Below are 6,132 nucleotides of genomic sequence, written 5' to 3' on the forward strand. Positions count from 1 at the left end.
GCTGGATGCTGCGTTGGCGTCGCCGATGCGGGCGATGACGGATCCAACGTCGACGGTGTCGTCTTCCTCGGCAAGGACTTCGACGAGGGTACCGGCAACGGGGGAGGGGATTTCGGTGTCGACTTTGTCGGTGGAGACCTCCAACAGTGGTTCGTCGACCTCGACTTCGTCGCCGACGCTCTTGAGCCACTGGGTAATGGTTCCCTCGGTCACGGATTCGCCGAGCTCTGGCATTTCAACGTCGGTGGCCTCGCCAGAAGCAGAACCGCTCGAACCAGAGCTAGAGGACTTCTGCGACTTCTCGCCCTCCGAAGAGCTCTTCTCCTCAGCGCCGGAATCACCAGAGCCGGAATCGGACGACTCCGACGCACCACCGTCGTCGCTGCTGGTGTCGTCGCCCTCTTCACCGATCTCTGCGATGACCTCGCCGACCTCAACCGTGTCGTCTTCGTCGGCAATAATTTTTGTCAACACACCAGCAACGGGTGAAGGAATCTCGGTGTCGACCTTGTCGGTCGAAACCTCCAGAAGTGGTTCGTCGACAGCGACGGTGTCACCTACTTGTTTGAGCCACGTGGTGACCGTGCCTTCGGTGACGGATTCGCCGAGTTCGGGCATCTCAACAGAGAACGCCATGGTGGAAGTCTCCTCTAAAATAAGCGATAGTTAAGAAGTCAACGCAGATCTGTGACGCTGATCGTTGAAACGTGTCATGAGGATCTGATTACGGCATGACTTTACGTGCTCCCACAATACCGTGGCTTCTCCTCAGACGCGCCTTGGCCGTCAAAATCTGGCTAAAGTTACCTGGATATGGGGGAGGGTCTACAGTAGGAACCATGGCTGATAAGACTTTCACCGTAGAAAAAAATCCACACCCGACATCCCCCGAGGCCATCGCTAAGGTGCTCGCGAACCCAGGCTTCGGAGCGAACTTTACCGACCACATGGTGATTATCGACTGGGATGGGGAGCAAGGATGGCATGATCCTCGCGTCGTCCCCTACGGCCCGATCACCTTGGATCCAGCAACGACGCTGTTCCACTACGGTCAGGAGATCTTCGAGGGACTCAAAGCATACCGTCAGCCAGATGGTTCCATAGCCACATTCCGTCCAGACCAAAATTGCCGACGGATGCAGAACTCGGCCAAGCGGCTGGCAATGCCCGGACTGCCGGAAGAATTATTTATGGAATCGCTCCATCAGCTGGTGGAGATCGACGCAGATTGGGTTCCTGAAGCGGGAAGCGAAGCAGCGCTGTACTTGCGCCCGTTTATGATCGCGACGGAAAAGGGCTTGGGAGTTCACCCGTCCTCGACGTACCGCTTTTACTTGATCGCATCGCCGGCTGGGTCGTACTTCAGTGGCGGCATCAAACCGGTGACAGTTTGGCTGTGTGAGGACTACGTCCGCGCCTGCCCCGGTGGCACAGGAGCTGCAAAGTTCGCCGGTAACTACGCGGCCTCCTTGGCTGCCCAGTCGCAAGCAGAGGAAAAGGGCTGCGACCAGGTTGTCTGGTTGGACGCCATCGAGCGCAACTATGTCGAGGAAATGGGCGGAATGAACCTCGCCTTCATCTACGGCACTGGCGACGACGCGAAGCTGGTTACTCCCGCATTATCCGGTTCCTTGCTGCCCGGCGTGACCCGCGATTCGTTGCTGAAGCTGGCCGAGGATCGCGGAATGGCCGTGGAAGAGCGGAAGATCTCGACGGCCGAGTGGCGTGAAGCCGCGAAGTCCGGAGAGATGAGCGAGGCCTTCGCCTGCGGTACCGCCGCCGTTATCACCCCGGTGGGAACCGTGAAGTCCAACGAAGGGGAATTCACCATCAACGGTGGACAAGCAGGTCCGATCTCGATGGAACTCCGTGAAACCTTGACGGGGATCCAGCACGGCTCCGTCGACGATTCCCACGGTTGGCGCTACACCCTGGTGAAGTAAAACCTGGTGAAGTAAAAAGCGATTTGCGTTTATAGCGCTAGCCCCGCCCACGTATGAGTGAGCGGGGCTTTATACATAGTGATCAAACGGTTGATCAAGCAGTCAGGCTGATTAGGCAGTCAAGCTGAAGAGGACGACGGTTGCTGCGGTCGCGATTTCGATCGTCGCCCCCAGGCAATCTCCGGCCAGGCCGTCGAACCGTAGGCTGCAATGACGTGCCCACGGTATCACTAAGGCGATGACCGCCAGCGACACCAGCGTCCAGAGAATTCCTCCGCCGACGAATGCGGCGATGGCTGCCACGACAGCCCATGTGGCTGTACCGATCCTCGGCACGGTTCCGATGACGAGCGCGCCGAAACCCGAGGGATTTGCTGGGTGGTATCCCTCTGTACAGAGGATTAAGGCGCTGATTCGCGCGACCGTCGGCACGAGAATAAGGCCGATGACGGCGGATGTAGGGAAGTACGAAAGTGAGAAGTGGCCGGTATCGCTGAGATTCGTTGAGCCCGCCTCCTGCATGATGGCGTGGACCCCGATGATCTGTGCTGCCACGGCGAACACGATCGCGGCAACGCCCATGGGACCTGCGTTCGTGTCGGCAAGAATGGCCCGAGCTTTCGGCGGTGGGGCGTAGCTGCCGAGCGCGTCGGCAACGTCGCTCAAGCCGTCGATATGCATGAGCCGGGTGCCGAACTCCCACAAGGCGACGATTACGAATGCAACGACCCAGAAGTCCAGGGAGTGGCCGAAGTTCACCTGGAGCAGCCACGTCAGTGTGAACACGCACCCCGCGACCAGTCCGTGGAATACCCCCACCAGCGGCATCGCCAGCATTGCCCGACGGCCGGTCGTGCGGTCGAAAACGCGTGAGCCACGGAAAGGCAGCACCGTTAGCCAGCTGAATGCTGTTGATATTCCCTCGGGAATAGCGCGGCCATGGGTGGGGTTGTCGGGCTGCTCACTCGAAAACCCTGCTTTACCAGACATTATTCTTCGGCAGGGGAGTCTTCGGCGCCGGAATCTTCAGCAGAGGAATCTTCAGCATCCGCGGCCGTCGACACACCGGCTTCGTCGAACGTCGCCATGTTGCGGATGATGTCCACGGCTGCGTTGACGATCATGAGCGTGACGACTGCCCCAGATCCCTCGCCGAGGCGCATCCCCAAATCAACGACCGGGGTCAGCTCCAGCTCGCGCAGCGCAATCTCCTGGGCGGGCTCAACACTCCGGTGGCCGGCGACCCACCATTGTTTCGCGCCGGGCGCAAGCTTTTCGGCGACAAGGGCCGCTGCACACACAACGATCCCGTCGAGAATGACCGGTGTGCGGCGAACAGCTGCCTGCGCAAGGAAGCCAACCATCGCCGTTATATCTGGCGAGCTAATGAATTGGAGAACGCTGGCGGGTTCATCATGAATATTGTGGACGCGATACATCGCATCACGAATCGCCGCAGTTTTCCGTTTCCAGCCGTTGTCGTCAATTCCGGTGCCACGTCCAACAACGACGACGGGCTCAGTGTTGGTTAAAGCGCCAATCAACGCTGAGGCGGGCGTCGTATTTCCGATGCCTAAATCGCCGGCAATAAGCAGATCAACCCCGGAGTCAATCTCGCGATCAGCAGCATCAATGCCCACCTGAAGTGCGCGTCGGTATTCATCGCGAGTCATCGCGTCTTCCCGGTCAATCGACCCGCTGCCGTCACGGATATGGGTATCAGCTTCAGAACCGCTATTCAGGCTGACATCAATCACGCGAACCAAGGTGCCTGCGCGTTTCGCGAGAACGGACACCGCTGCGCCTCCGGACTCGATATTCGACGCCATCTGCACGCTCACATCCGTGGGATACGCGCTGACTCCATGCGAAGCAATTCCATGATCGCCGGCGAAAACCACCGTGGTGACGTCGTTAAGCGGTTGGGGTGGACATTGCCCCTGGCAAGCGGCAATCCAGCAGCCCAAGTCTTCTAATCGCCCCAGTGAGCCTGTGGGTTTAGTCAGTTCCGCCTGCCGCTGACGAGCCCGTGCATACACGTGTTCGTCGGGAGGAGAGATGAGGGGAAAAGAGGAATCGCTCACTGTTGCTTCTCTCTACTTATTGTCGGTGTTAAGCATTGCCATCGGAGTTTTCAGGACCGGAGGTCGAGAGCACACCCAGCGACCACAAGGACAACTCGATCGCATACCGATGCAACATCAGCATTCAGCCGTCCGAGTTCGTCCCGGAAGACACCGCCAGATGGATAGCTGGGGACAATGCCCATTCCAACCTCAGAGCTAACAACAACAAGATTAGGGCCATCCGCCGGAACGCGACGTAAAGCGGTGATCAGTCGGTCGCGCCGGGCACCGATGGCGTGTAATCCCTTGTTCCAGTCGTCCGACCCGAACTCCGCATCCCACATGCCTGCCTCAGCAAGTTCGTGGGTCAACCACGTGCCAAGATCGTCGACAAGGATCGTAGTCTGACGGGCGGCTGGCTGGTCGGATGATTCAGTGAGGACGTCGACGAGGTCCCGTGAATCCTCGGTGTGCCACCAAGATGGACGGCGTGCACGATGACGCTCGATCCGGCGAGCGAAGTCGGCGTCGAAGGTGGAACCCCAGGGCCGTGCAGTCGCGACGTAAGTGACATGGACATCGTCGGGAGACGCCGCAGAGTCAGGGGGTGTCACCAGGTGCTCCGCCCACTCAGACTTACCTGACCGGGCTCCACCAAGAACCAAAGTTTTCATCTTGGGCAGTGCTTACGATTCTATGCAGTGCGTGCGTTTTATAAGTGGGCGTTAAATGCTATCGCCGATGTTGACCTGCGGGCGCGGGGTACGGAACCGTCGGATCATCGACGCGCGGGAGAAGGCGTAGAAGCCCATTGACCAGGTCGATAGAGCAGTATCCGGGTGACGTTCACGAACAAAACGAGACACCCGACGGCCCGACAGAACACCATCGAGGACGATCAGGATGAGCAGAATCATCCCCACCATGGAGAGCAGATTATTGAGCAGATAGCTGCGCGTCGCGGTCGTGATGAACATCAGAATAAGCAGCACGACCACGATGGGCATGAACGTATTGGCAAAGAGACGGCGGGAATCGACCCAGTCGCGGATCAACCGCCGCTCGGGACCGCGGTCCCTGTCCATGAGGTAGCGTTCATCGCCACTCATCATGCGTTCACGGTTCCGCTCACGTTCCCGTGCGCGTTCGTCGCGTTGCTTGCGCTTGAGCGCCTTGTACTCTTCCTTGCTCATTGAGTTCTTCAACTCTTTGCGCTGTTTACGCGCTTCCGCAGGAGTCTCAGGCGCCTTATAGGCCGTTTTGCGCACACCCTTTTGGCGTTCGACGTCATTGCGTTTAGGAGTGGCGTGGCCTTTCGGTGGCGTATATCCCTTGGGGGTGGAGCGATCCTGCGACTGGCTATCGCTGCTATTGCTGTCGGAGGAGTTCCCGTCTGCTGCACTGCTGCTGGTTGAGGCAGGTTTGCTACCACCGGCAGTGACGCTGACTGACCCTTTGCGTTTACGGTTCCACCGCGATGACTTCGTCGTCGATGATTCTGACGCAGAGCCATCGTTCGACTGATTTTCTTTCGACGTTGTCCATGGCATCTTCACGAGATCAAGGATATAAGAAAAGGGGTTCGACCCTGTGAATAAGGCGAGGGTAGGTGTGCCCAAGGTGTCAGATGTGCGCGACGACGGGGGCTCTTATGCCTTGTGAAATAATTTAGCTGTACAGTGCGTTCTGCTGTGATGTGGAGTACGGTAGTGTCCACTAATCATTTGAGGTAGCTTCAGAGAGCATCCTGTTTCGTGTTAGGAGAAGTGCATGACTGCACCGGAGAAGACAACTGGCGTTATTTTGACTGATGCCGCTGCAGCTAAGGCAAAGTCTCTGCTGAGCCAAGAACAAAACGACGAGTTAGCCCTGCGCATTGCAGTGCAGCCAGGTGGTTGTGCTGGCCTGCGCTACCAGCTCTTCTTCGACGACCGGACCTTAGACGGTGACCTCGTCGATGACTATGACGGTGTGAACCTGGTTGTTGACCGCATGAGTGCACCATATTTGACCGGCGCGACGATCGACTTCGCGGACACCATCGAACAGCAGGGCTTTACGATTGATAACCCCAACGCCAAGGGGTCCTGCGCGTGCGGAGACTCGTTCAACTGATACGAGCC

7 protein-coding genes are annotated in these 6,132 nt (G+C 58.2%); 2 read left to right on the top strand and 5 right to left on the bottom strand.

The features are described 5' to 3' along the window. The coding region (locus Q3981_RS00085) for a biotin/lipoyl-containing protein (RefSeq protein WP_303122686.1) at window positions 1-636 on the bottom strand (636 nt) is incomplete at its 3' end. Window positions 637-839: 203 nt separating this feature from the next. Here Q3981_RS00085 and Q3981_RS00090 point away from each other — a divergent pair. Continuing rightward, complete coding sequence (locus Q3981_RS00090) at window positions 840-1,943, top strand: branched-chain amino acid aminotransferase (protein WP_303122688.1); 1,104 nt, start codon at window positions 840-842, stop codon at window positions 1,941-1,943. A 111-nt stretch (window positions 1,944-2,054) separates the two neighbouring features. Here the strand turns inward: Q3981_RS00090 and Q3981_RS00095 are convergent, their stop codons facing one another. From Q3981_RS00095 to Q3981_RS00110, 4 genes are read right to left on the bottom strand one after another with little or no spacing between them, the layout of a single operon-like run. After that, entirely contained in the window at window positions 2,055-2,933 is an 879-nt protein-coding gene (locus tag Q3981_RS00095) for an adenosylcobinamide-GDP ribazoletransferase (RefSeq protein ID WP_303122690.1), read from the bottom strand. Beyond that, window positions 2,933-4,027 carry a nicotinate-nucleotide--dimethylbenzimidazole phosphoribosyltransferase gene (gene cobT / locus Q3981_RS00100; RefSeq protein WP_303122692.1) on the bottom strand — a complete coding sequence of 365 codons (1,095 nt, stop codon included), beginning with the start codon at window positions 4,025-4,027 and terminating at the stop codon, window positions 2,933-2,935. Before cobT ends, Q3981_RS00095 begins: the two co-directional genes overlap by 1 nt. A gap of 50 nt (window positions 4,028-4,077) precedes the next feature. Next, complete coding sequence (locus Q3981_RS00105; RefSeq protein WP_303122693.1) at window positions 4,078-4,683, bottom strand: bifunctional adenosylcobinamide kinase/adenosylcobinamide-phosphate guanylyltransferase; 606 nt, start codon at window positions 4,681-4,683, stop codon at window positions 4,078-4,080. A 51-nt stretch (window positions 4,684-4,734) separates the two neighbouring features. Continuing rightward, window positions 4,735-5,559, bottom strand: coding sequence for a DUF3043 domain-containing protein (locus tag Q3981_RS00110; protein ID WP_303122833.1), 825 nt, complete (start codon window positions 5,557-5,559; stop codon window positions 4,735-4,737). A 220-nt stretch (window positions 5,560-5,779) separates the two neighbouring features. Here Q3981_RS00110 and erpA point away from each other — a divergent pair, with 220 nt between their 5' ends. Further along, complete coding sequence (gene erpA, locus Q3981_RS00115) at window positions 5,780-6,124, top strand: iron-sulfur cluster insertion protein ErpA (RefSeq protein ID WP_012731354.1); 345 nt, start codon at window positions 5,780-5,782, stop codon at window positions 6,122-6,124. Window positions 6,125-6,132 lie beyond the last annotated feature (8 nt).

Origin of the sequence: Corynebacterium sp. (genome assembly GCF_030530965.1) — a bacterium.
Classification (GTDB): domain Bacteria; phylum Actinomycetota; class Actinomycetes; order Mycobacteriales; family Mycobacteriaceae; genus Corynebacterium.